27 protein-coding genes are annotated in these 21,366 nt (G+C 66.6%); all 27 read left to right on the forward strand.

Translation table 11 applies throughout. The features are described from left to right. Nucleotides 1-67: 67 nt before the first annotated feature. Complete coding sequence (locus tag WFH32_RS12045) at nt 68-3,937, forward strand: DNA-directed RNA polymerase subunit beta' (RefSeq protein WP_138825553.1); 3,870 nt, start codon at nt 68-70, stop codon at nt 3,935-3,937. 390 nt (nt 3,938-4,327) lie between these two features. Next, a complete protein-coding gene (gene rpsL, locus WFH32_RS12050; RefSeq protein ID WP_030151943.1) occupies nt 4,328-4,702 on the forward strand; it encodes a 30S ribosomal protein S12 in 375 nt (124 codons plus the stop codon). Then, nucleotides 4,702-5,172 (forward strand): 30S ribosomal protein S7, encoded by a 471-nt coding sequence (gene rpsG, locus WFH32_RS12055; RefSeq protein ID WP_030151942.1) that lies wholly within the window; start codon nt 4,702-4,704, stop codon nt 5,170-5,172. The genes rpsL and rpsG overlap by 1 nt, the downstream gene beginning before the upstream one ends. Nucleotides 5,173-5,278: 106 nt before the next feature. Next, nucleotides 5,279-7,384 (forward strand): elongation factor G, encoded by a 2,106-nt coding sequence (gene fusA / locus WFH32_RS12060; RefSeq protein ID WP_191795917.1) that lies wholly within the window; start codon nt 5,279-5,281, stop codon nt 7,382-7,384. Nucleotides 7,385-7,502: 118 nt separating this feature from the next. Further along, nucleotides 7,503-8,693, forward strand: coding sequence for an elongation factor Tu (gene tuf / locus WFH32_RS12065; RefSeq protein ID WP_138825549.1), 1,191 nt, complete (start codon nt 7,503-7,505; stop codon nt 8,691-8,693). A 1,111-nt stretch (nt 8,694-9,804) separates the two neighbouring features. Next, complete coding sequence (gene rpsJ / locus WFH32_RS12070; protein ID WP_012867945.1) at nt 9,805-10,113, forward strand: 30S ribosomal protein S10; 309 nt, start codon at nt 9,805-9,807, stop codon at nt 10,111-10,113. Nucleotides 10,114-10,127: 14 nt separating this feature from the next. Then, complete coding sequence (gene rplC, locus WFH32_RS12075; RefSeq protein WP_030151939.1) at nt 10,128-10,790, forward strand: 50S ribosomal protein L3; 663 nt, start codon at nt 10,128-10,130, stop codon at nt 10,788-10,790. A 5-nt stretch (nt 10,791-10,795) separates the two neighbouring features. Continuing rightward, nucleotides 10,796-11,497, forward strand: a complete 702-nt coding sequence (gene rplD, locus WFH32_RS12080; protein ID WP_138825547.1) for a 50S ribosomal protein L4 — start codon at nt 10,796-10,798, stop codon at nt 11,495-11,497. Further along, entirely contained in the window at nt 11,494-11,796 is a 303-nt protein-coding gene (gene rplW / locus WFH32_RS12085; RefSeq protein ID WP_030151937.1) for a 50S ribosomal protein L23, read from the forward strand. Before rplD ends, rplW begins: the two co-directional genes overlap by 4 nt. A 33-nt stretch (nt 11,797-11,829) precedes the next feature. Next, nucleotides 11,830-12,666: a 50S ribosomal protein L2 gene (gene rplB / locus WFH32_RS12090; protein WP_030151936.1), complete on the forward strand. Its 837-nt coding sequence runs from the start codon at nt 11,830-11,832 to the stop codon at nt 12,664-12,666. Between the two features lie 14 nt (nt 12,667-12,680). Continuing rightward, nucleotides 12,681-12,962 (forward strand): 30S ribosomal protein S19, encoded by a 282-nt coding sequence (rpsS, locus tag WFH32_RS12095; RefSeq protein ID WP_012867940.1) that lies wholly within the window; start codon nt 12,681-12,683, stop codon nt 12,960-12,962. A gap of 70 nt (nt 12,963-13,032) precedes the next feature. Further along, entirely contained in the window at nt 13,033-13,404 is a 372-nt protein-coding gene (rplV, locus tag WFH32_RS12100) for a 50S ribosomal protein L22 (RefSeq protein WP_030151935.1), read from the forward strand. Further along, on the forward strand, nt 13,404-14,246 hold the full coding sequence (rpsC, locus tag WFH32_RS12105; RefSeq protein WP_030151934.1) for a 30S ribosomal protein S3: 843 nt from the start codon (nt 13,404-13,406) through the stop codon (nt 14,244-14,246). The genes rplV and rpsC overlap by 1 nt, the downstream gene beginning before the upstream one ends. Nucleotides 14,247-14,248: 2 nt before the next feature. After that, nucleotides 14,249-14,668: a 50S ribosomal protein L16 gene (gene rplP, locus WFH32_RS12110; RefSeq protein WP_030151933.1), complete on the forward strand. Its 420-nt coding sequence runs from the start codon at nt 14,249-14,251 to the stop codon at nt 14,666-14,668. After that, nucleotides 14,668-14,907: a 50S ribosomal protein L29 gene (gene rpmC / locus WFH32_RS12115; protein ID WP_030151932.1), complete on the forward strand. Its 240-nt coding sequence runs from the start codon at nt 14,668-14,670 to the stop codon at nt 14,905-14,907. The genes rplP and rpmC overlap by 1 nt, the downstream gene beginning before the upstream one ends. A 7-nt stretch (nt 14,908-14,914) precedes the next feature. Next, entirely contained in the window at nt 14,915-15,217 is a 303-nt protein-coding gene (gene rpsQ / locus WFH32_RS12120; protein WP_030151931.1) for a 30S ribosomal protein S17, read from the forward strand. A 273-nt stretch (nt 15,218-15,490) separates the two neighbouring features. After that, a complete protein-coding gene (gene rplN, locus WFH32_RS12125) occupies nt 15,491-15,859 on the forward strand; it encodes a 50S ribosomal protein L14 (protein ID WP_021480431.1) in 369 nt (122 codons plus the stop codon). A gap of 2 nt (nt 15,860-15,861) precedes the next feature. Further along, nucleotides 15,862-16,203, forward strand: a complete 342-nt coding sequence (rplX, locus tag WFH32_RS12130) for a 50S ribosomal protein L24 (protein ID WP_030151930.1) — start codon at nt 15,862-15,864, stop codon at nt 16,201-16,203. Continuing rightward, the gene (gene rplE, locus WFH32_RS12135) at nt 16,203-16,775 is read left to right on the forward strand and encodes a 50S ribosomal protein L5 (RefSeq protein ID WP_225227967.1); all 573 of its coding nucleotides are present in this window, start codon (nt 16,203-16,205) and stop codon (nt 16,773-16,775) included. Before rplX ends, rplE begins: the two co-directional genes overlap by 1 nt. Nucleotide 16,776: 1 nt before the next feature. Then, nucleotides 16,777-16,962 (forward strand): type Z 30S ribosomal protein S14, encoded by a 186-nt coding sequence (locus tag WFH32_RS12140; protein ID WP_012867931.1) that lies wholly within the window; start codon nt 16,777-16,779, stop codon nt 16,960-16,962. A 76-nt stretch (nt 16,963-17,038) separates the two neighbouring features. Further along, nucleotides 17,039-17,437 carry a 30S ribosomal protein S8 gene (gene rpsH / locus WFH32_RS12145; RefSeq protein WP_030151928.1) on the forward strand — a complete coding sequence of 133 codons (399 nt, stop codon included), beginning with the start codon at nt 17,039-17,041 and terminating at the stop codon, nt 17,435-17,437. A gap of 20 nt (nt 17,438-17,457) precedes the next feature. Further along, nucleotides 17,458-17,994, forward strand: coding sequence for a 50S ribosomal protein L6 (rplF, locus tag WFH32_RS12150; protein WP_138825545.1), 537 nt, complete (start codon nt 17,458-17,460; stop codon nt 17,992-17,994). A gap of 2 nt (nt 17,995-17,996) precedes the next feature. After that, the gene (gene rplR / locus WFH32_RS12155; RefSeq protein ID WP_030151926.1) at nt 17,997-18,368 is read left to right on the forward strand and encodes a 50S ribosomal protein L18; all 372 of its coding nucleotides are present in this window, start codon (nt 17,997-17,999) and stop codon (nt 18,366-18,368) included. A gap of 52 nt (nt 18,369-18,420) precedes the next feature. Then, nucleotides 18,421-19,077: a 30S ribosomal protein S5 gene (gene rpsE, locus WFH32_RS12160; protein ID WP_030151925.1), complete on the forward strand. Its 657-nt coding sequence runs from the start codon at nt 18,421-18,423 to the stop codon at nt 19,075-19,077. Continuing rightward, nucleotides 19,077-19,259: a 50S ribosomal protein L30 gene (gene rpmD, locus WFH32_RS12165; protein ID WP_030151924.1), complete on the forward strand. Its 183-nt coding sequence runs from the start codon at nt 19,077-19,079 to the stop codon at nt 19,257-19,259. The genes rpsE and rpmD overlap by 1 nt, the downstream gene beginning before the upstream one ends. 2 nt (nt 19,260-19,261) lie before the next feature. Next, nucleotides 19,262-19,834 (forward strand): 50S ribosomal protein L15, encoded by a 573-nt coding sequence (rplO, locus tag WFH32_RS12170; RefSeq protein WP_138825543.1) that lies wholly within the window; start codon nt 19,262-19,264, stop codon nt 19,832-19,834. Nucleotides 19,835-20,066: 232 nt separating this feature from the next. Continuing rightward, the gene (secY, locus tag WFH32_RS12175) at nt 20,067-21,362 is read left to right on the forward strand and encodes a preprotein translocase subunit SecY (RefSeq protein WP_138825541.1); all 1,296 of its coding nucleotides are present in this window, start codon (nt 20,067-20,069) and stop codon (nt 21,360-21,362) included. Nucleotides 21,363-21,366 lie beyond the last annotated feature (4 nt).

Raw genomic sequence — 21,366 nt, forward strand, 5'->3', positions numbered from 1 at the left:
AGCACCTCCACCGCGCCGGCCGGGACGAACCCCGGACAGGCCGGCAGACGAAGGAAGTAGGACCACCTTGCTCGACGTCAATGTCTTCGACGAGCTGCGTATCGGACTGGCCACGGCAGACGACATCCGTGACTGGTCTCACGGCGAGGTCAAGAAGCCTGAGACCATCAACTACCGCACCCTCAAGCCCGAGAAGGACGGACTCTTCTGCGAGAAGATCTTCGGCCCCACCCGGGACTGGGAGTGCTACTGCGGCAAGTACAAGCGCGTGCGCTTCAAGGGCATCATCTGCGAGCGCTGCGGCGTCGAGGTGACGCGCTCGAAGGTGCGCCGTGAGCGTATGGGCCACATCGAGCTCGCCGCCCCCGTCACGCACATCTGGTTCTTCAAGGGTGTGCCCTCCCGCCTCGGTTACCTCCTCGACCTGGCGCCGAAGGACCTCGAGAAGGTCATCTACTTCGCCGCCTACATGATCACGTCGGTCGACGTCGAGGGCCGTCAGGAAGACCTCCCCAACCTCCAGAACGAGATCGACCTGGAGAAGAAGGAGATCACGGACCGTCGCGACAACGACATCAACACCCGTGCCCAGAAGCTCGAGGCCGACCTGGCCGCGCTCGAGGCCGAGGGCGCTCGCGCCGACGCCCGCCGCAAGGTCCGCGACTCGGCCGAGCGCGAGATGGCGTCGATCCGCAAGCGGTCCGACGCCGAGCTCGACCGCCTGGACCAGGTCTGGGACCGCTTCAAGAACCTCAAGGTCGCCGACCTCGAGGGCGACGAGATGCTCTACCGCGCCCTCCAGGACCGTTACGGCAACTACTTCGAGGGCTCGATGGGCGCCGCGGCGATCCAGAAGCGTCTCCAGGACTTCGACCTGGTCGCCGAGGCCGAGCTCCTGCGCGAGATCATCCGCAGCGGCAAGGGCCAGAAGAAGACCCGTGCGCTCAAGCGCCTCAAGGTCGTCAACGCGTTCCTGACCACCACCAACTCGCCCACGGGCATGGTGCTGGACGCCGTCCCGGTCATCCCGCCGGACCTGCGCCCCATGGTGCAGCTCGACGGTGGCCGCTTCGCGACCTCGGACCTGAACGACCTGTACCGCCGCGTGATCAACCGGAACAACCGCCTCAAGCGTCTGCTCGACCTGGGCGCTCCGGAGATCATCGTCAACAACGAGAAGCGCATGCTGCAGGAAGCTGTGGACTCGCTCTTCGACAACGGCCGTCGTGGTCGCCCGGTCACGGGCCCCGGCAACCGTCCGTTGAAGTCGATCTCCGACATGCTCAAGGGCAAGCAGGGTCGTTTCCGTCAGAACCTGCTCGGCAAGCGTGTCGACTACTCGGGCCGTTCGGTCATCGTGGTCGGCCCGCAGCTCAAGCTGCACCAGTGCGGTCTGCCCAAGCAGATGGCCCTCGAGCTCTTCAAGCCCTTCGTGATGAAGCGCCTCGTGGACCTGAACCACGCGCAGAACATCAAGAGCGCCAAGCGCATGGTCGAGCGTGCCCGTCCGGTCGTGTGGGACGTCCTCGAAGAGGTCATCACCGAGCACCCCGTGCTGCTCAACCGTGCACCCACGCTGCACCGTCTCGGCATCCAGGCCTTCGAGCCCCAGCTGGTCGAGGGCAAGGCCATCCACCTGCACCCGCTCGTGTGTGCCGCGTTCAACGCGGACTTCGACGGTGACCAGATGGCCGTGCACCTGCCGCTGTCGGCCGAGGCCCAGGCCGAGGCGCGCATCCTCATGCTCTCGAGCAACAACATCCTGAAGCCGTCGGACGGCCGTCCGGTGACCATGCCCTCGCAGGACATGATCATCGGTCTGTACCACCTGACGAACGACAAGAAGGACGCCGAGGGCGCGGGGCGCGCGTTCAGCTCGGTCGCCGAGGCCATCATGGCCTTCGACGCCGGCTCGCTGGACCTGAACGCCGAGGTCAGCATCCGCATGGACGGTCTGGTCTTCGCCGAGGGCGAGGCCCCCGAGGGCTTCGTCCCCGGAGAGCCTTTCGTCTTCGGGACGACCCTCGGCCGCGCGCTCTTCAACGAGACGCTGCCCGTCAGCTACGGCTACGTGAACGGCATCGTCGACAAGAAGAAGCTCTCGACGATCGTCAACGAGCTCGCCGAGACCTACCCCAAGGTCGAGGTCGCAGCCTCGCTCGACGCGCTCAAGGAGGCCGGCTTCCGCTGGGCCACCCGTTCGGGTGTCACCATCGCCATCTCCGACGTCGCGACCCCTGCGGCGAAGGCGGCGATCCTGGAGGAGCACGAGGCTCGTGCCCTGAAGGTGCAGCAGGAGTACGACCGCGGTCTGATCACCGACGACGAGCGTCGCCAGGAGCTCATCGAGATCTGGACGCAGGCCACCGACAAGGTCGCGACCGCGATGCGTGCGAGCTTCCCGGAGCGCAACACCGTCTACACGATGGTCGGCTCGGGAGCCCGTGGTAACTGGATGCAGGTCCGTCAGATCGCCGGTATGCGCGGCCTCGTGGCGAACCCGAAGGGTGAGATCATCCCTCGCCCGATCAAGTCCAACTACCGCGAGGGCCTCTCGGTCCTCGAGTACTTCATCGCGACGCACGGTGCCCGCAAGGGCCTCGCCGACACCGCTCTGCGCACCGCCGACTCGGGCTACCTGACCCGTCGTCTGGTCGACGTGTCGCAGGACGTCATCGTCCGCGAGGAGGACTGCGGCACCGAGCGTGGCCTGACGCTGCCCGTGGGCGAGAAGATCGGCGACCGTCTGGTCCGTCACGACAAGGTCGAGACGAGCATCTACTCGCGCACCCTCGCCTCCGACGTGGAGGACGCGGACGGCAACGTCATCGCCAAGGCGGGGGACGACGCCGGTGACCTGGTCATCGACGCCCTGCTCGCGGCCGGGATCGACACGGTCAAGGTCCGCTCGGTCCTGACCTGCGAGTCCCGCGTCGGCACGTGCGCGAAGTGCTACGGCCGCTCGCTGGCCACCGGCAAGCTCGTCGACATCGGCGAGGCCGTCGGCATCATCGCGGCCCAGTCGATCGGTGAGCCCGGCACGCAGCTGACGATGCGTACCTTCCACACCGGTGGTGTGGCCTCCGCGGACGACATCACGCAGGGTCTGCCCCGTGTGACCGAGCTCTTCGAGGCACGTACCCCGAAGGGTGAGGGCCCCATCGCGGAGTTCTCGGGTCGCATCACGATCGACGAGGCGGAGCGCACGCGCCGCATCGTCCTGACCCCCGACGACGGCTCCGAGGAGCTGGCCTACCCGGTGACGAAGCGTTCGCGCCTCCTCGTCAGCGACGGCGACCACGTCGAGGTCGGCACCCAGCTCGTCCAGGGCGCCGTCGACCCGAAGAAGGTCCTGCGCATCCTCGGCCCCCGCGCCACCCAGAAGCACCTGGTGGACGAGGTCCAGGAGGTCTACCGCTCCCAGGGCGTGGACATCCACGACAAGCACATCGAGGTCATCGTGCGGCAGATGCTGCGTCGCGTGACCGTGCTGGACTCGGGCGACTCGCAGCTCCTGCCGGGCGAGCTCGCCGAGCGTGGCCGCTTCGAGGACGCCAACCGTCGCGCGGTGTCGGAAGGTGGCCAGCCGGCTTCCGGCCGTCCCGAGCTGATGGGCATCACGAAGGCGTCGCTCGCGACGGACTCGTGGCTGTCGGCGGCCTCCTTCCAGGAGACGACGCGCGTCCTCACCGAGGCGGCGATGAGCGGTCGTCGTGACCCGCTCCTCGGCCTCAAGGAGAACGTCATCCTCGGTAAGCTCATCCCGGCCGGTACGGGTCTGCCCCGCTACCGCAACGTCGAGGTCGAGCCGACCGAGCAGGCCAAGACGGAGCTCTACCCGAGCTTCGGCTACGACGAGATCGACTTCCAGGGGCTCGGCATGGGCTCCGGCGAGGCGATCCCGCTCGAGGACCTGGACTTCGGCGACTACCGCTGATCCCGGTGCCATGACCCGGCGACCCTGCGTCGTCGGGTCACGACGGACCGAGTAGCACAGGGGGTGGTCCCGGCGCGCAGGACGCGCCGGGATCACCCCCTCGCTCTTTGACTACCTGCCACGTGGCAGGTAACGTAGTAGACCGTGCCCGCGCCGTCGTGCACGCTGTGTCAATTCCAGCGTGCCGATGTGAGTGCGCGAGCATTCCGGAGCTGATCTCTTCGGCCGATCCTCGGATCGGTCGCGAGCCCAGCCCGGACCATCGAGCCGGTGGTACGTGGCGATTGCGACGCTCTGCGTCGCAGGTGCCGTTTGCCGTCGGCGCCCACAGCCCGTTGAGACCACCGCCGGGGATCACCCCGGTCCAGCTCGAGAAGACACGGAGACGTAGTGCCTACGATCCAGCAGCTCGTCCGCAAGGGGCGGACCTCGAAGGCAGGGAAGTCCAAGACTCCCGCCCTCAAGGGTTCCCCGCAGCGGCGTGGTGTGTGCACGCGTGTGTACACCACCACCCCCAAGAAGCCGAACTCCGCACTGCGCAAGGTCGCACGCGTGAAGCTCTCGTCCCAGATCGAGGTCACCGCGTACATCCCCGGTGTCGGCCACAACCTCCAGGAGCACTCCATCGTGCTCGTCCGCGGCGGTCGTGTGAAGGACCTCCCCGGTGTCCGCTACAAGATCGTCCGTGGCGCACTCGACACCCAGGGCGTCAAGAACCGCAAGCAGGCTCGCAGCCGCTACGGTGCCAAGAAGGAGAAGAGCTAATGCCTCGTAAGGGCCCCGCCCCGAAGCGGCCGCTCATCGTCGACCCTGTCTACGGTTCCCCGGTCGTCACCCAGCTCATCAACAAGGTCCTCCTGGACGGCAAGAAGTCGACCGCCGAGGCGATCGTCTACGGTGCCCTCGAGGGTGTCCGCGCGAAGACCGACGGCGACCCCGTCGTCGTCCTCAAGCGTGCTCTCGAGAACGTGCGCCCGGCCCTCGAGGTCCGTTCGCGCCGTGTCGGTGGCGCGACCTACCAGGTCCCCGTCGAGGTGCGCCCCACGCGTTCCACGACGCTGGCGCTGCGCTGGCTCACGGACTACTCGCGCGCTCGTCGCGAGAAGACCATGACCGAGCGCCTCATGAACGAGATCCTCGACGCCAGCAACGGCCTCGGTGCCGCGGTCAAGCGTCGTGAGGACATGCACAAGATGGCCGAGTCCAACAAGGCCTTCGCGCACTACCGCTGGTAGTCCGCCCGACCGGCCCTGGGGGTTCACCCCCGGGGCCGTCGGCGGGTCCGGCCGGCTTCGGTAGAAGCAGCGCCCCCGACTCAACCCACACAAAGGGGAAGTACCCGTGGCACTTGACGTGCTGACCGACCTGAACAAGGTCCGCAACATCGGCATCATGGCCCACATCGATGCCGGTAAGACCACGACCACCGAGCGCATCCTGTTCTACACCGGGGTGAACTACAAGATCGGTGAGACGCACGACGGCGCATCGACGACCGACTGGATGGAGCAGGAGAAGGAGCGCGGCATCACGATCACGTCTGCCGCCGTGACCTGCTTCTGGAACAAGAACCAGATCAACATCATCGACACCCCCGGCCACGTGGACTTCACGGTCGAGGTCGAGCGCTCCCTGCGTGTGCTCGACGGCGCTGTTGCTGTCTTCGACGGCAAGGAGGGCGTCGAGCCCCAGTCCGAGACCGTCTGGCGCCAGGCCGACAAGTACAACGTCCCGCGCATCTGCTTCGTCAACAAGATGGACAAGCTCGGCGCGGACTTCTACTTCACGGTCGACACCATCGTGAACCGCCTCAAGGCCAAGCCGCTGGTCATCCAGCTGCCGATCGGCTCCGAGAGCGAGTTCACGGGCGTCGTCGACCTGCTCGAGATGCGCGCACTCGTGTGGCGCGGCGAGACGAAGATGGGCGAGGCCTACGAGATCGAGGAGATCCCCGCGGACCTCCTCGAGAAGGCGCAGACCTACCGTGCCGAGCTCGTCGAGAACGTCGCCGAGGCCGACGAGGAGCTCCTCGAGAAGTACCTCAACGGCGAAGAGCTGACGGTCGCGGAGATCAAGTCCGCGATCCGCAAGCTCACCGTCTCGGGCGAGGCCTTCCCGGTGCTCTGCGGCTCCGCGTTCAAGAACAAGGGCGTCCAGCCCATGCTCGACGCGGTCATCGACTTCCTGCCGTCGCCCCTCGACGTCCCGGCCATCAACGGCCACGACGTCAAGGACGAGGAGAAGGTCGTCGAGCGCCACCCCGACGCCACGGAGCCGTTCTCGGCCCTCGCGTTCAAGGTCGCCTCGCACCCGTTCTTCGGCAAGCTGACGTACGTCCGCGTCTACTCCGGCCAGGTCACGCCGGGCACCCAGGTGCTCAACGCGACCAAGGGCAAGAAGGAGCGTCTGGGCAAGATCTTCCAGATGCACTCCAACAAGGAGAACGCGGTCGAGCTCGGCAGCGCCGGCCACATCTACGCGTTCATCGGCCTCAAGGACACGACGACCGGTGACACCCTGTGTGACATCGCGAACCCCGTCGTCCTCGAGTCGATGACCTTCCCGGAGCCCGTCATCGACGTGGCCATCGAGCCCAAGACGAAGGCCGACCAGGAGAAGCTCTCGGTCGCCATCCAGAAGCTCGCCGAGGAGGACCCGACCTTCCGCGTCAAGCTCGACGAGGAGACCGGCCAGACCGTCATCGGCGGCATGGGCGAGCTCCACCTCGACATCCTCGTCGACCGCATGCGTCGCGAGTTCAACGTCGAGGCCAACGTCGGCAAGCCGCAGGTCGCGTACCGCGAGACCATCCGCCGTACCGCGGAGAAGATCGACTACACGCACAAGAAGCAGACCGGTGGTTCGGGTCAGTTCGCCAAGGTGCAGGTCACCTTCGAGCCTCTCGACCTGACCGAGGGCGGCGAGCTCTACGAGTTCAAGAACGCCGTCACCGGTGGTCGCATCCCGCGTGAGTACATCCCGTCGGTCGACGCCGGTATCCAGGCCGCCCTCCAGCTGGGTGTCCTCGCCGGCTTCCCGCTCGTGGGCGTGAAGGCTACGCTCATCGACGGCGCGTACCATGATGTCGACTCTTCGGAGATGGCGTTCAAGATTGCCGGCTCGATGGTCCTCAAGGAGGGCGTCAAGCGGGCGGACCCGGTTCTGCTGGAGCCGGTCATGGCGGTCGAGGTGCGTACGCCCGAGGAGTACATGGGCGACGTGATCGGCGACCTCAACTCTCGTCGCGGCATGATCCAGTCCATGGAGGACGCGACGGGTGTCAAGGTCGTCCGTGCTCAAGTACCGTTGTCCGAGATGTTCGGGTACATCGGTGACCTGCGGTCGAAGACCCAGGGTCGCGCTGTGTACTCGATGTCATTCGACAGCTACGCCGAGGTCCCTCGGAACGTTGCCGAAGAGATCATCAAGAAGACCCGGGGCGAGTGAGTCCCCACAGGTCGAAGACCCTGTAACAACCATCAACCTGTAGCGACCCGCACGCCCCGCAGATGTCTTGCGCATCTGCATCGTTCGGCACAACTACCCAAGTCCCAGGAGGACCCCAGTGGCGAAGGCCAAGTTCGAGCGGACCAAGCCGCACGTCAACGTCGGAACCATCGGTCACGTCGACCACGGTAAGACCACGCTGACGGCAGCGATCTCCAAGGTGCTGCACGACAAGTACCCGGACGTGAACCCCGAGTTCAAGTTCGACGAGATCGACAAGGCTCCGGAAGAGAAGCAGCGCGGTATCACGATCAACATCGCGCACATCGAGTACGAGACGGAGAAGCGTCACTACGCTCACGTCGACGCTCCCGGTCACGCCGACTACATCAAGAACATGATCACCGGTGCTGCTCAGATGGACGGCGCGATCCTCGTGGTCGCCGCCACCGACGGCCCGATGGCTCAGACGCGTGAGCACGTTCTGCTCGCCCGCCAGGTGGGTGTCCCCTACCTGCTGGTCGCGCTGAACAAGTCCGACATGGTCGAGGACGAGGAAATCCTCGAGCTCGTCGAGATGGAGGTGCGCGAGCTCCTCTCCTCGCAGGGCTTCGACGGTGACGAGGCCCCCGTGGTCCGCGTCTCCGGTCTGAAGGCTCTCGAGGGCGACCCCGAGTGGGTCAAGTCCGTCGAGGCGCTCATGGAGGCCGTGGACGAGAACGTCCCCGAGCCCGTCCGTGAGCTCGACAAGCCCTTCCTCATGCCCGTCGAGGACGTCTTCACGATCACCGGTCGTGGAACCGTCGTCACCGGCAAGGTCGAGCGCGGCACCCTCGCGGTCAACTCCGAGGTCGAGATCGTCGGCATCCGTAACCCGCAGAAGACCACGGTCACGGGTATCGAGACGTTCCACAAGCAGATGGACGAGGCTCAGGCCGGCGACAACACCGGTCTGCTGCTCCGCGGCATCAAGCGCGAGGACGTCGAGCGCGGCCAGGTCGTCGTCAAGCCGGGTTCGATCACCCCGCACACCGACTTCGAGGCTCAGGTCTACATCCTGGGCAAGGACGAGGGTGGGCGTCACAACCCGTTCTTCTCGAACTACCGCCCGCAGTTCTACTTCCGCACCACGGACGTCACCGGCGTCATCACGCTGCCCGAGGGCACCGAGATGGTCATGCCCGGCGACAACACCGAGATGACGGTCGAGCTGATCCAGCCGATCGCCATGGAGGAGGGCCTCGGCTTCGCCATCCGTGAGGGCGGCCGTACGGTCGGATCGGGCCGTGTCACGAAGATCATCAAGTGATCTTCTGATCTCCTGATCCATCCCGGCAGCACCTGAGCCTCGCGCTCGGGGGCCCGGGGAGGATGGACCGAAGGGCCCGGGTACCGCAAGGTACCCGGGCCCTTCGGCGTACCCGGGGGAGCAGGACGCGGTCGGGGCGGGGGCTCCCGCGGGGTCGCGCCGGACGGGAGGCGCGGCAGCGAGGGCGCGGGGCCGCTCGTCGCCACGGGGAGTGCCCTCGTGGTGCACGGACGCCGCGCGTCTCGTGGCCTGCCCTGCCCTGCCCTGCCCTGCCGGGCGGCGGCACGGAGGGCTGCGGGGGAGTGGCACCCGTTCCGGGGCGGACGCGTGCCCGACGGCGCCGCTCGCCGAGGTCTTCGGGTGCGCCCGCGGCGGTCGCAGGGTCGAGCGGCGCACGGGGCTCGCTCGGTGCTCGCCAGATCGGGCGCTTCCCGGGCGGAGGAGCGAGCGGAGCGAGGTCCGGTCGAGCCGAGAGTCTGTGATCGGCGAAGTGCTTCAGCGTGGTGACGCCCGGAAAGCGCCCCGAGCGGGCATCCGTGCTGGTGAGGGGTGTGCGGACCGCCGTGCCGGAGTGAGCCGGCAGGTCTTGCCGCGTCCCGTCGGCCGGTGGTTCTGGTCACAGAGTTCGGCGAGAGCGCCACGTGCGGTTACCCTGGATGAACGACGTGCCCCGCTTGACGCGTGAGCACGTCGGTCGCCGCGTGACGGTCGGCCCGAGCGGCTGGTGCCTCACGCACGACGATTGGTCTTCCACGGATTCCTGTGGCAGACTGTTCAGGTTGCCTGTTACGGGTGCGCTCTTTCATGTGTCGAACAGTGTGTTGAACCGCTAAGCATGCGGACCTCGGTGTTCCGAGGTTGCCGCGGGTTGAACTCTCTGTCGACACAGATCGAGGACCCCGCGGAGCTCAGGTTCTGCACAGGCTCGACAACGTTGTGAACGGCGGTGACGCCGTCGGGCGCCAGCAGTTGGCCCGACGTGTCAGCGGTTCACATATCCAACGGCCCTGCACCGTTCTCGGTGCGTGCGCTCGGTAGGTCGCGATAGGCGACACGCCCGAGCGCGGGGGTCGGACAGCTAGCGGTTCGAGAGAGAGAGTCAGACGACGCCATGGCGGGACAGAAGATCCGCATCCGGCTCAAGTCCTACGACCACGAGGTGATTGACAGCTCGGCGCGCAAGATCGTCGACACTGTCACCCGCGCTGGTGCAACGGTCGTGGGCCCGGTGCCGCTGCCGACGGAGAAGAACGTCTTCTGCGTCATCCGGTCGCCTCACAAGTACAAGGACAGCCGCGAGCACTTCGAGATGCGCACGCACAAGCGGCTTATCGACATCATCGATCCCACGCCGAAGGCCGTCGACTCGCTCATGCGTCTCGACCTGCCTGCGGACGTGAACATCGAGATCAAGCTCTGAGGCGGGAGGACAACATGACTACGCCCCAGCAGAACGAGCGGCCCGTCACGGCCGTGCTCGGCACGAAGCTCGGCATGACCCAGCTCTGGGACGAGGCAGGCCGCCTGGTCCCCGTCACGGTCGTCGCCGTGGGCACGAACGTCGTGACCCAGGTCCGCACCGCGGAGACCGACGGTTACGCCGCGGTCCAGCTGGCCGCAGGCCAGATCGACCCGCGCAAGGTCACGAAGCCCCTCAAGGGCCACTTCGAGAAGGCCGGCGTCACGCCGCGCCGTCACGTGACCGAGATCCGCACCACCGATGCCGGTGAGTACACCCTCGGCCAGGAGATCACCGCGGAGGCCTTCGAGGCCGGCGCGAAGGTCGACGTCGTGGGCACCACCAAGGGCAAGGGCACCGCCGGTGTCATGAAGCGTCACGGCTTCCACGGCGTGGGTGCCTCCCACGGTGCGCACCGCAACCACCGCAAGCCTGGTTCGATCGGTGGGGCCTCGACCCCGTCGCGAGTCTTCAAGGGCGTGCGCATGGCTGGTCGGATGGGCTTCGACCGTCAGACCACGCAGAACCTGACCGTCCACGCGGTCGACGCAGAGAAGGGTCTGCTGCTCGTCAAGGGCGCAGTGCCCGGCCCCAAGGGCGGCGTCGTCCTCGTGCGTAGCGCCGTGAAGGGAGCATGACACTCATGGCAGCTCTCACTGTCGACGTCCTCGACGCCACGGGCAAGAAGGCCGGCACCACCGACCTTCCCGCCGAGGTGTTCGACGTCCAGACGAACGTCCCGCTGATCCACCAGGTTGTCGTCGCGCAGCTCGCTGCAGCCCGTCAGGGCACGCACGACACCAAGAGCCGCGGCGAGGTCCGCGGTGGTGGACGCAAGCCGTACAAGCAGAAGGGCACCGGCCGCGCCCGTCAGGGTTCGACCCGTGCACCTCAGTTCGCCGGTGGTGGGGTCGTTCACGGCCCGACGCCGCGCGACTACAGCCAGCGCACCCCCAAGAAGATGAAGGCTGCTGCACTGCGCGGCGCCCTCTCCGACCGGGCTCGTGCCGGCCGTGTCCACGTCGTGACCGGCTTCGGGATCGACGGCCAGCCGTCGACCAAGGCCGCGATCAACTCGCTCGCCAACCTCTCTCCCCGCAAGCACGTGCTCGTGGTGCTGGAGCGCGGCGACGAGCTGACGAGCAAGTCCCTCCGCAACGCGGAGCAGGTGCACCTCCTGGTCGCTGACCAGCTGAACACCTACGACGTGCTCGTCTCCGACGACGTGGTCTTCACCGAGGGCGCACTCGCTGCGTTCCTCGCCGGACCCGCCACGGGCTCTTCGGTCAAGGCCGTCGCGTCCGAGTCGGAAGCAGCTGACGAGGCCGAGGAGGCCGCGAAGTGACCGCCGTGACGAAGGACCCCCGCGACATCCTGCTCGCGCCGGTGGTCTCCGAGAAGAGCTACGGGCTCCTCGACGAGGGTAAGTACACCTTCCTCGTGGACCCGCGGGCCAACAAGACCGAGATCAAGATCGCCGTCGAGCAGATCTTCTCGGTCAAGGTTGCCTCCGTGAACACGATCAACCGCAAGGGCAAGACCCGGCGGACGCGTTTCGGGCTGGGCAAGCGCAAGGACACCAAGCGTGCGATCGTCACCCTCCGCGAGGGCACGATCGACATCTTCGGCGGGCCGGTCGGCTGAGGCCGGACGAGAGCAGATTGAGGACAGATCCCCATGGGAATCCGTAAGTACAAGCCGACGACGCCCGGCCGCCGCGGCTCGAGCGTTGCCGACTTCGTCGAGATCACGCGCTCGCAGCCGGAGAAGTCGCTGGTCCGTCCGCTCACCAAGAGCGGTGGCCGCAACAGCACCGGTCGCATCACCACCCGTCACAAGGGTGGTGGCCACAAGCGCGCATACCGAGTCATCGACTTCCGTCGTCACGACAAGGACGGCGTGCCCGCGAAGGTCGCTCACATCGAGTACGACCCCAACCGCACGGCACGCATCGCGCTCCTGCACTACGCGGACGGCGAGAAGCGCTACATCATCGCGCCGAACAAGCTGAAGCAGGGCGACGTCATCGAGAACGGCGCAGGCGCCGACATCAAGCCCGGCAACAACCTGCCGCTGCGCAACATCCCGACCGGTACGGTCATCCACGCCATCGAGCTCAAGCCCGGTGGCGGCGCGAAGATCGCCCGTTCGGCTGGTGCGTCGGTGCAGCTCGTCGCCAAGGACGGTCCCTACGCCCAGCTGCGTATGCCGTCCGGTGAGATCCGCAACGTCGACCTGCGCTGCCGCGCCACGGTCGGCGAGGTGGGCAACGCCGAGCAGTCGAACATCAACTGGGGCAAGGCCGGCCGTATGCGTTGGAAGGGCAAGCGCCCCTCCGTCCGTGGTGTCGCCATGAACCCGATCGACCACCCGCACGGTGGTGGTGAAGGCAAGACCTCCGGTGGACGCCACCCGGTGAGCCCCTGGGGCCAGCCTGAAGGCCGTACCCGCCGTCCCAACAAGCCGAGCGACAAGCTGATCGTGCGTCGTCGCCGTACCGGCAAGAAGCGCTGATAGGAGCCTGACAGATGCCACGCAGCCTGAAGAAGGGCCCCTTCGTCGACGGACACCTTCAGAAGAAGGTGGACGTCCAGAACGAGAAGGGGACCAAGAACGTCATCAAGACCTGGTCCCGTCGGTCGGTCATCACGCCCGACTTCCTCGGTCACACTTTTGCCGTGCACGACGGGCGCAAGCACACTCCGGTGTTCGTCACCGAGTCGATGGTTGGCCACAAGCTCGGCGAGTTCGCACCCACCCGGACCTTCCGCGGCCACGTGAAGGACGACAAGAAGGGCCGTCGTCGCTGATCTGCGTGCAGACGCAGATCACGAGACGACGACTCCGAACGTCATGACGAGACAAGAAGGCAGGACAGCAATGGAAGCCAAGGCGCAGGCGCGGTTCGTCCGTGTCACGCCCCAGAAGGCCCGGCGCGTCGTGGACCTCATCCGTGGCAAGCAGGCCACCGAGGCCGTCGCGGTGCTGAAGTTCGCACCGCAGGCCGCGAGTGAGCCGATCCGCAAGGTCGTGGAGAGCGCGATCGCGAACGCACGGGTGAAGGCCGACCGCGCGAGCGTGGCATTCGACGAGCAGGAGCTCGTCGTTGCCCAGGCGTTCGTGGACGAGGGCCCGACCCTCAAGCGGTTCCGGCCTCGCGCTCAGGGGCGCGCGAGCCAGATCCTCAAGCGGACGAGCCACATCACCGTGGTTCTCGTTCCGCGCGAAGACACGAAGGGAAGGGCCCGATAGTGGGACAGAAGGTTCACCCGCACGGGTACCGCCTCGGCATCACCACCGACCACCGGTCGCGTTGGTTCGCCGACAGCACCAAGCCCGGACAGCGGTACCGCGACTACGTCCGTGAGGACGTGCAGATCCGCAAGCTCATGGCCACCGGCCTCGAGCGTGCCGGCATCTCCAAGGTCGAGATCGAGCGCACCCGTGACCGTGTGCGTGTGGACATCCACACGGCACGCCCGGGCATCGTCATCGGCCGCCGTGGCGCAGAGGCAGACCGCATCCGCGGCGAGCTCGAGAAGCTCACGGGCAAGCAGGTCCAGCTCAACATCCTCGAGGTCAAGAACGCTGAGATCGATGCTCAGCTCGTGGCCCAGGGGATCGCCGAGCAGCTCGCGAGCCGCGTGTCCTTCCGCCGTGCGATGCGCAAGGGCATGCAGTCCGCGCAGCGCGCCGGCGCCAAGGGCATCCGTGTCCAGTGCTCGGGCCGTCTCGGCGGCGCCGAGATGAGCCGCTCCGAGTTCTACCGCGAAGGCCGTGTGCCGCTGCACACGCTCCGCGCGAACATCGACTACGGCTTCTTCGAGGCCCGCACCACGTTCGGCCGTATCGGCGTCAAGGTGTGGATCTACAAGGGCGACATGACCGAGAAGGAGTTCGCTGCGCAGCAGGCGACCGCCGCTCCCCGCCAGGGCCGTGGTGGCCCCCGCGGTGGCGACCGTCCTGACCGTGGTGGAGACCGTCGTGGCGCCGGCCGTCGCAACGAGCGTCCGGCACAGTCCGAGGCACCTGCAGCTGCAGGGGCGGAGGCACCTGTCGCCGAGAAGGCTCCTGAGTCCGGAACGGAGGCCTGAGCATGCTGATCCCGCGCAGGCTGAAGCACCGTAAGCAGCACCACCCCTCGCGCTCCGGCGCCTCGAAGGGTGGCAACCAGATCGCGTTCGGCGAGTTCGGCATCCAGGCTCTCGAGCCTGCGTACGTCACGAACCGCCAGATCGAGGCTGCTCGTATCGCGATGACCCGTCACATCAAGCGAGGCGGAAAGGTCTGGATCAACATCTACCCGGACCGCCCGCTGACCAAGAAGCCGGCGGAGACCCGCATGGGTTCTGGTAAGGGTTCGCCCGAGTGGTGGATCGCCAACGTCAAGCCCGGCCGCATCGTCTTCGAGCTGGCCGGTGTCCCGGAGCCCCTGGCTCGCGAGGCCATGCGCCGCGCGATCCACAAGCTCCCGATGAAGTGCCGTTTCGTGGTGCGCGAGGGTGGTGGCAACTGATGGCTATCGGAACCAAGGAACTGGCTTCGAGCGAGCTTGACACGTTCGACGACGAGAAGCTCGTCGCCGAGCTGAAGAAGGCCAAGGAGGAGCTTTTCAACCTCCGCTTCCAGTCGGCCACCGGCCAGCTGGAGAGCCACGGTCGCCTGAAGGCCGTGCGCCGCGACATCGCGCGGATCTACACGATCCTGCGCGAGCGCGAGCTCGGTATCCGTACCGCACCGAGCGTGAGTGAGTGAGGCTGGAATGAGCGAGAACGCAACGAACGCCGCACCGGTGACCGAGACGGCCGCTGAGCAGCGCGCCAACCGCAAGACGCGGCGCGGCTACGTGGTGAGCGACAAGATGGACAAGACCGTCGTGATCGAGGTCGAGGACCGGGTCAAGCACCCGCTCTACGGCAAGGTCATCCGACGCACGAGCAAGGTCAAGGTCCACGACGAGCAGAACGCTGCTGGTGTCGGTGACCTCGTCCTTATCATGGAGACCCGCCCGCTGTCCGCGACCAAGCGGTGGCGCCTGGTGGAGATCCTCGAGAAGGCCAAGTAGGCCCTGCGGCCTACCAGGTCGGGGGGGGGGGGGGGGGGGGGCGCCCCCCCCCCCCCCCCCCCGCGCGCGGGGGGCCCCCCCGGGGGGGCGGGGGGGGCCCCCCCCCCCCCCCCCCACCGGTCTCGGGCCGCACCAAGGTGCGGCAACCAGTAGACAGGACGGCGGGACCCCGCCGCGCCTGGCCGGTTCACCCGCAAGGGACCCGGCACTGACAGCTATCCGTTCGGCAAGGCTCGCTCCGCGAGAACCAGCTCGACGACAGGAGTTCACTACATGATCCAGCAGGAGTCGCGACTTCGCGTCGCCGACAACACGGGTGCCAAGGAGATTCTCTGCATCCGTGTTCTCGGTGGTTCGGGCCGTCGCTACGCCGGAATCGGCGACGTCATCGTCGCAACCGTCAAGGACGCTATCCCCGGCGGCAACGTGAAGAAGGGCGACGTCGTCAAGGCGGTCGTCGTTCGCACCGCCAAGGAGCGCCGTCGTCCGGACGGTTCCTACATCAAGTTTGACGAGAACGCGGCCGTGATCCTCAAGAACGACGGCGAGCCCCGTGGCACGCGTATCTTCGGCCCCGTGGGCCGCGAGCTGCGTGACAAGCGGTTCATGAAGATCATCTCGCTGGCTCCGGAGGTGCTCTGAACATGGCGAAGATCAAGAAGGGCGACCTGGTGGTCGTCATCTCTGGCAAGGACCGCGCAAGCCAGGGTCGCGTGCTCGAGGTCCTCACGGACTCCGACCGCGTGATCGTCGAGGGCATCAACCGCGTCACGAAGCACACCAAGGTGGGTCAGTCCCAGCGTGGGACGCGTACCGGTGGCATCGAGGTCGTCGAGGCGCCGATCCACGTGAGCAACGTGATGGTCGTCGACCCGGAGACCAAGAAGGGCACCCGCGTCGGGTACCGCACCGAAGAGGTCGAGCGTGACGGCCGTACGCGCAAGGTTCGCGTGCGCGTCGCCAAGCGTTCCGGTAAGGACATCTGATGAGCACTGAACTGCAAGCCCCTGAGATCGCGCGTCTCAAGCAGCGCTACCGCGACGAGATCGTCGCCGGCCTCCTCGAGGAGTTCGGTCACGAGAACGTCAACCAGGTTGCACGACTGACGAAGATCGTCGTCAACATGGGTGTCGGCGACGCCGCCAAGGACTCGAAGCTCATCGAGGGTGCCATCCGCGACCTCTCGGCCATCACCGGCCAGAAGCCGCAGGTCACGAAGGCCCGCAAGTCCATCGCTCAGTTCAAGCTGCGTGAGGGCATGCCGATCGGCGCGCACGTCACGCTGCGCGGCGACCGCATGTGGGAGTTCCTCGACCGCCTGCTGTCCATCGCGCTGCCGCGTATCCGCGACTTCCGCGGCCTGTCGCCCAAGCAGTTCGACGGACACGGCAACTACACCTTCGGTCTCACGGAGCAGTCGATGTTCCACGAGATCGACCAGGACAAGATCGATCGCGTCCGCGGTATGGACATCACGATCGTGACGACGGCGACGACCGATGACGAGGGCCGCTCCCTGCTGCGCCGTCTCGGCTTCCCCTTCAAGGAGCAGAACTGATATGGCGAAGAAGGCCCTGGTCAACAAGGCAGCCGCAAAGCCTAAGTTCGCGGTTCGCGCCTACACTCGCTGCCAGAAGTGCGGTCGCCCGCACTCCGTGTACCGCAAGTTCGGCCTGTGCCGTATCTGCGTTCGCGAGATGGCACACCGTGGCGAGCTTCCCGGCGTCACCAAGAGCAGCTGGTAACAACTACGTCGTAGGTCTGGCACGGCTCCCCTCGGGGAACCGGCCAGATACCCCGGCGAGGAAGGGCTGAAGCCCAATGACGATGACCGACCCGATCGCAGACATGCTGACCCGTCTGCGTAACGCGAACTCGGCTTACCACGAGACGGTTCAGATGCCGTTCTCGAAGCTGAAGTCGCACATTGCTGAAATTCTGCAGGCCGAGGGTTACATCTCCGGCTGGACCGTCGAGGACGCGCCCGTGGGCAAGTACCTCACCATCCAGCTGAAGTTCGGCCCGAACCGTGAGCGCTCCCTTGCCGGTGTGCGCCGCGTGTCGAAGCCCGGACTGCGTGTGTACGCGAAGTCGACCAACCTGCCCAAGGTTCTCGGTGGCCTCGGCGTGGCGATCCTGTCCACGTCCTCCGGCCTCCTGACCGACCGTCAGGCAGCCAAGAAGGGCGTGGGCGGAGAAGTCCTCGCCTACGTCTGGTAATCGGAAAGGAGAGATACGCCATGTCTCGTATCGGCAAGATCCCCGTTCCGGTTCCCGCCGGAGTGGATGTCACGATCAGCGGCGCACTGGTGACGGTCAAGGGCCCGAAGGGTTCCTTGGAGCACACCATCCCCGCCCCCATCGAGGTCTCCCAGGACGCCGACACCCTCGTGGTGACGCGCCCGAACGACGAGCGTGCATCGCGCGCTCTGCACGGCCTGACCCGCACCCTTCTCGCGAACCTGGTGACCGGTGTCACCCAGGGCTACGAGAAGAAGCTCGAGATCGTCGGTACCGGTTACCGCGTGACCGCGAAGGGCACTGACCTGGAGTTCGCTCTCGGTTTCAGCCACCCCGTCGTGGTCGCCGCACCGGCCGGCATCACCTTCGCTGTCGAGTCCCCGACCAAGTTCTCGGTCGCGGGCATCGACAAGCAGCAGGTCGGCGAGGTCGCTGCGAACATCCGCAAGATCCGCAAGCCCGAGCCGTACAAGGGCAAGGGTGTGCGTTACGCCGGCGAGGTCGTCCGCCGCAAGGTCGGAAAGGCTGGTAAGTAACGATGGCTCTCAAGGTTCTCGGCAAGGGCAAGGCAGTCTCGCGCAAGCGTCGCCACCTCCGCCTGCGCAAGAAGATCGCTGGCACGGCTGCTCGTCCCCGTCTCGTCGTGACGCGCTCCGCGCGCCACATCACGGCGCAGATCGTGGACGACACGATCGGTCAGACCGTTGCTTCCGCATCGACCATCGAGGGCGACCTGCGGTCGTTCGACGGTGACAAGAGCGCGAAGGCCCGCAAGGTCGGCGAGCTCGTCGCCGAGCGTGCCAAGGCCGCTGGTGTCGACTCGGTCGTCTTCGACCGCGGTGGCAACAAGTACCACGGCCGGGTGGCTGCAGTCGCCGACGGGGCCCGCGAAGGCGGTCTGTCCCTGTGATGATGGCCGAAACCACCACCGTGTACACGGTACGGAAGCAAAGGATTCTCTGATGGCTGCAGGGCAGCGCAGCAACACCGGCGCCCCTACGGGTGCCGCCAACGAGTCGACCGACCGCAACTCCGGAGGCCGCGGCGACGCTCGTCGCGACGGTCGCCGTGGTGACGGTCGCCGTGGTGACGCCGCCGAGAAGAACGCCTTCGTCGAGCGCGTCGTCACCATCAACCGCGTGTCCAAGGTCGTCAAGGGCGGCCGTCGCTTCAGCTTCACCGCGCTCGTCGTGGTGGGCGATGGCGACGGTACCGTCGGTGTCGGCTACGGCAAGGCGAAGGAAGTCCCCGCGGCGATCGCCAAGGGTGTCGAGGAGGCCAAGAAGAACTTCTTCAAGGTTCCCCGCATCCAGGGCACCATCCCTCACCCCATCCAGGGCGAGGCAGCCGCCGGTGTCGTCTTCCTGCGTCCGGCAGCCCCGGGTACCGGTGTTATCGCCGGTGGTCCGGTGCGCGCCGTGCTGGAGTGCGCGGGCATCCACGACGTCCTGAGCAAGTCGCTCGGTTCGTCCAACGCGATCAACATCGTGCACGCGACGGTCGAGGCCCTGCGCAACCTGGAGCAGCCTGAGGCTGTTGCAGCGCGTCGTGGCCTGCCGCTCGAGGCCGTGGCTCCGGCCGCGCTCCTGCGTGCACGTGCAGCTGGGGTAGGTGCGTGATGGCTCGACTCAAGGTGACCCAGACGAAGTCCGCCATCGGCGGCAAGCAGAATCAGCGCGACACGCTGCGCACTCTGGGCCTCAAGCGGATCGGCGACACCGCCGTGAAGGAGGACCGCCCGGAGATCCGCGGCATGGTCGCAACGGTGGCGCACCTCGTCGCCGTTGAGGAGGTCGAGTGATCATGGCTGAGAAGGCCAAGAAGGAGACCGCGGTCGAGGCTTCGACCGACGCTCCGAAGAAGAAGGCTCCCGCCAAGAAGGCAGCTGCGACCGAGGCCCCCAAGGCCGAGGCGCAGCAGACCGTCGGCGCTGGTGGCACCCTCAAGGTCCACCACCTCCGTCCCGCCCCCGGCGCCAAGAAGGCCAAGACCCGTGTGGGTCGTGGTGAGGCGTCGAAGGGTAAGACGGCCGGCCGTGGTACCAAGGGCCAGAAGGCTCGTTACCAGGTGCCGGAGCGCTTCGAAGGTGGACAGATGCCGCTGCACATGCGTCTGCCCAAGCTTCGTGGCTTCAAGAACCCGTTCCGCACGGAGTACCAGGTCGTGAACCTGGACAAGCTCTCCGCGCTGTACCCCGAGGGTGGCTCCGTCACCGTCGAGGACCTGGTCGCCAAGGGAGCCGTCCGCAAGGGCGAGCTCGTCAAGGTGCTGGGCACGGGTGAGGTCACCGTCAAGCTCGAGGTCGCGGTCGACGCGTTCTCGGCTTCCGCCAAGGACAAGATCCTTGCGGCCGGTGGCTCCGTCTCGGAGGACTGACACGTAGGACAGGGCCGATAGCGCGATGCGCTGTCGGCCCTGTCTGCGTCTGGGGGTGGTCCGCCGGTGCCGCCGCTGCTCGGGGGAACGTAGAATCATCGCCGGTTGTCTCAATTTGCCGTCCATCGCGGCGCAGCGGCTAAGGTGCCCCATGGCGTCCCGTGCCGGGTGCGTCACATCTCGCCGACCAACCGGCGACACGACATCCCGCCTCGGCGGGCCAGGAGGATAGGTGCTCAGCGCATTCGCCCGGGCTTTCCGGACACCTGACCTGCGGCGCAAGCTGCTGTTCACGATCGCCATCATGGCGATCTTCCGTGTGGGCTCGTTCATCCCGACCCCTGGTGTGGACTACGCCAACGTCCAGCAGTGCATCGACACGCAGGGCCAGAACAACCTCCTGGGCATGGTGAACCTGTTCAGCGGTGGCGCCCTGCTCCAGCTCTCGATCTTCGCGCTCGGCATCATGCCGTACATCACCGCGAGCATCATCGTGCAGCTGCTCCGTGTGGTCATCCCTCACTTCGAGGCTCTGCACAAGGAGGGCCAGTCCGGTACCGCGAAGCTCACGCAGTACACGCGCTACCTGACGATCGCCCTCGCGGTCCTGCAGTCGACGACCGTCATCACGACGGCCCGCAGCGGGCTGCTCTTCCCGGGCTGCCCCGTCCCGGTCATCCCGGACAACAGCTTCCTGACGTCCGCGATCATGGTCATCACCATGACGGCGGGTACCGGCCTCATCATGTGGCTCGGCGAGCTGATCTCCGAGCGCGGTGTCGGCAACGGCATGTCGCTCCTCATCTTCACGTCGATCGCGGCCAGCTTCCCGCTCGCTCTCTGGTCGATCGCGGGCGGCTCGAACGGCGCGATCAACTTCACGATCATGATCGCCGTCATCGTCCTGGTCATCGGCCTGGTCGTCTTCGTCGAGCAGTCCCAGCGCCGTGTGCCGGTCCAGTACGCGAAGCGGATGGTCGGACGCAAGATGTATGGCGGCTCGAGCACCTACATCCCGATCAAGATCAACATGTCCGGCGTCATCCCGGTCATCTTCGCGTCGTCGCTGCTCGCGGTCCCCGGCCTCATCGCCCAGTTCGGCGACACGACGGCCGGGTGGGTCCAGTGGGTCACCAAGTACCTCGCGGACCCGGCCTCGCCGATCCACATCTCGATCTACGTGGTCCTCATCGTCTTCTTCTGCTTCTTCTACACGGCCATCACGTTCAACCCGGACGAGGTCGCGGACAACATGAAGAAGTACGGCGGCTTCATCCCGGGCATCCGGGCCGGCCGCCCCACGGCGGAGTACCTCGACTACGTCATCACCCGCATCACCTCTGCGGGTGCCATCTACCTCGCGCTCGTTGCGCTCATCCCGACGCTCGTCCTGGTCCTGCTGGGGGTGAGCACCAACATCCCGTTCGGTGGTAGCTCGATCCTCATCGTGGTGGGCGTCGGCCTCGAGACGGTCAAGCAGATCGACTCGCAGCTGCAGCAGCGTCACTACGAAGGGTTCTTGCGTTGACCGA

Source organism: Oerskovia sp. USHLN155 (assembly GCF_037145535.1).
Lineage (GTDB): Bacteria > Actinomycetota > Actinomycetes > Actinomycetales > Cellulomonadaceae > Oerskovia > Oerskovia rustica.